This window comes from Fulvivirga aurantia (assembly GCF_009711475.1).
GTDB lineage: Bacteria > Bacteroidota > Bacteroidia > Cytophagales > Cyclobacteriaceae > Fulvivirga > Fulvivirga aurantia.
The window spans coordinates 1-2,235 of record NZ_SMMD01000387.1 but is presented as its reverse complement, the minus strand read 5'-3'; the positions used below and the strand labels follow the sequence as shown (position 1 = coordinate 2,235).

General features: G+C 39.2%; 1 protein-coding gene. It reads left to right on the top strand.

The features are described 5' to 3' along the window. Positions 1 to 5: 5 nt before the first annotated feature. Positions 6 to 2,235: PKD domain-containing protein (locus tag E1176_RS02100; protein ID WP_343030492.1), on the top strand; the 2,230-nt coding region annotated here is incomplete at its 3' end.

Genomic DNA, 2,235 nt, shown 5'->3' with positions numbered 1-2,235 from the left:
ATAAGATTGTTGACTTTATCGTTGATACAATCACCGTCTCCTCCAACATTGCCCCAGACATAGACATATCCACACCTTTCGATGTCAGCTGTATTAATAATCCAATAGACTTCACATCAGTGAACATGTCTGGTGATATTCAATTTTACAATTGGGATTTTGGAGATGGCAATACATCTACATCGAATGACCCCTCTCATACTTTTACTACACCGGGTACCTATGAGGTGAGATTGAGCGTTACAGACCCTGATCCGTGCGATAATTTTACTACAAAAACCCTTACTATTTACGAAGAGCCAGTAGGGTCATTTACAAGTCCTGCAGGGGTAGTGTGTACAAATCAAGTGGTGACATTTAACAACACGACACCTGATAATTTTGAGGGTAACGAAAGCTTTGAATGGCAAATAGATGGTGCTTCTGTTTCAACCGATAGGGACTTAGACTATGAATTTGATTCGGGAGGAAGTTTTGAAGTAAAGCTGATTACATCCATTCCAGGGTGCTCAAATGAAATTACTGAAAATTTTAATGTTATAGCCGGCCCGGCACCTGACTTTACTGTTGATGATAGCTGCGTAGGCACGTTATTTCAATTTAATAATGTATCAACAGGCGACAACATTGTTTCCTATTCCTGGGATTTTGATAATGGTTTCATGTCATCGAGCGAGACGCCAGAGCCTTTTGAGTATACATCACCAGGTGTTTATAATGTCACACTAACCACCGAAAACGCTTCTGGCTGTGTTACCTCCATTATTAAACCATTGACAGTTTATGATTTGCCTCAGGTAAACTTCAGTAATGAGCTTTCTTGCGAAATGGAACTGACACAATTTGAAGACCTAAGTAGTGTAGACAATGCTAACATCGAACAATGGCAATGGGATTTTGATGACCCTGCCTCAGGTAATAATACATCAACTGAGCAAGATCCACAGCACATCTTTTCTACAAGTGGAGAATTTGATGTCAAATTGATTACAACTACCACATTTGGGTGTAAAGATTCAACAGAGCAAGCAATAAACGTTAGGCCGGCACCTGATGCGCAATTCGATGTTGATCGAATTTGTATTGGTGAAGAAATTCAATTTCAAGATCAGTCTACAGCAGTGCCAGGAGAGGTGCTTACATCCTGGGCGTGGGACTTAGGGGGTGAGTTTAGTAACGAGCAAAACCCAACAAAAACATTTGAGTTTGCGATAGATTATAACGTAAGCCTAACTGTTACTTCGCAAAACCTATGCTCTAACACTACCAATCAGGTAATGTCAGTAAATCCAGCTCCGATAATTGATTTCGGAATAGAGGATGCTTGTGATAATCAGGAAGTAAACTTATATGACCTTACCAATAATAATGGAGATCCTGTAGATGTTTATAATTGGGAATTTGCAGGTTTGGGAACAGCCTCAGATTCTAGCGTCTTTTTTGATTTTCAGGAGGCCGGATCATATACTGTAGCCTTGGGAATTATTACCGTTGGTGGTTGTGAATATAGTTTTAACAAACCCATCCAAATACAGGAGTCACCACAAGCCAGTTTTTCAGTAGGTTCTACTTTTGGTGCACCTCCATTCGAAGTGCAGTTTATCAATAATTCTTCTGATGTAGAGGAGGTAATGTGGGATTTTGATGATGGTAGTACGTCTATAGAAGAAAATCCTGTACATGTATTTGAAGAGGAGGGCACCTACGAAGTGAAATTAGTGGTTAGAGATACTAATGGGTGTGTTGATACGACCTCAACAATAATCAATGCACTTTTTCCTGATCTTGAAGTAGAATTGAGACAACTAACAATTGTAAATAATAAACTCATTTTAACGATTGTAAATAACGGTACGCTTTCAGTTGATAGCCTCTCAGCATTGGTTGACTTCGGAAATGAGGTCACTGTAGAAGAAAACCTCGATTTGAAATTAGAGTCTTCAGCACAACCTAAGCCTGTTAATTATACTTTAGATTTAAACTTAGCCACGAGAAATGTCGATTTTGTCTGTGTTACGATAAATAGTCATTTAGCTGGTATTGAGGATTCAAACGCAAGCAATAATACCACTTGTGAAACCTTTGAGCGGCCCGTGGTATTCGTCACTCCATTCCCTAATCCTGCCACAAATAAGCTCAACCTAAGAGTAGTTTCTGAAGCAAATGGAGAAATGATCGTGAGGTTATTTAATAACTTAGGAGTACAGGTTATTGAAGACAGTATTGATGGAGTTA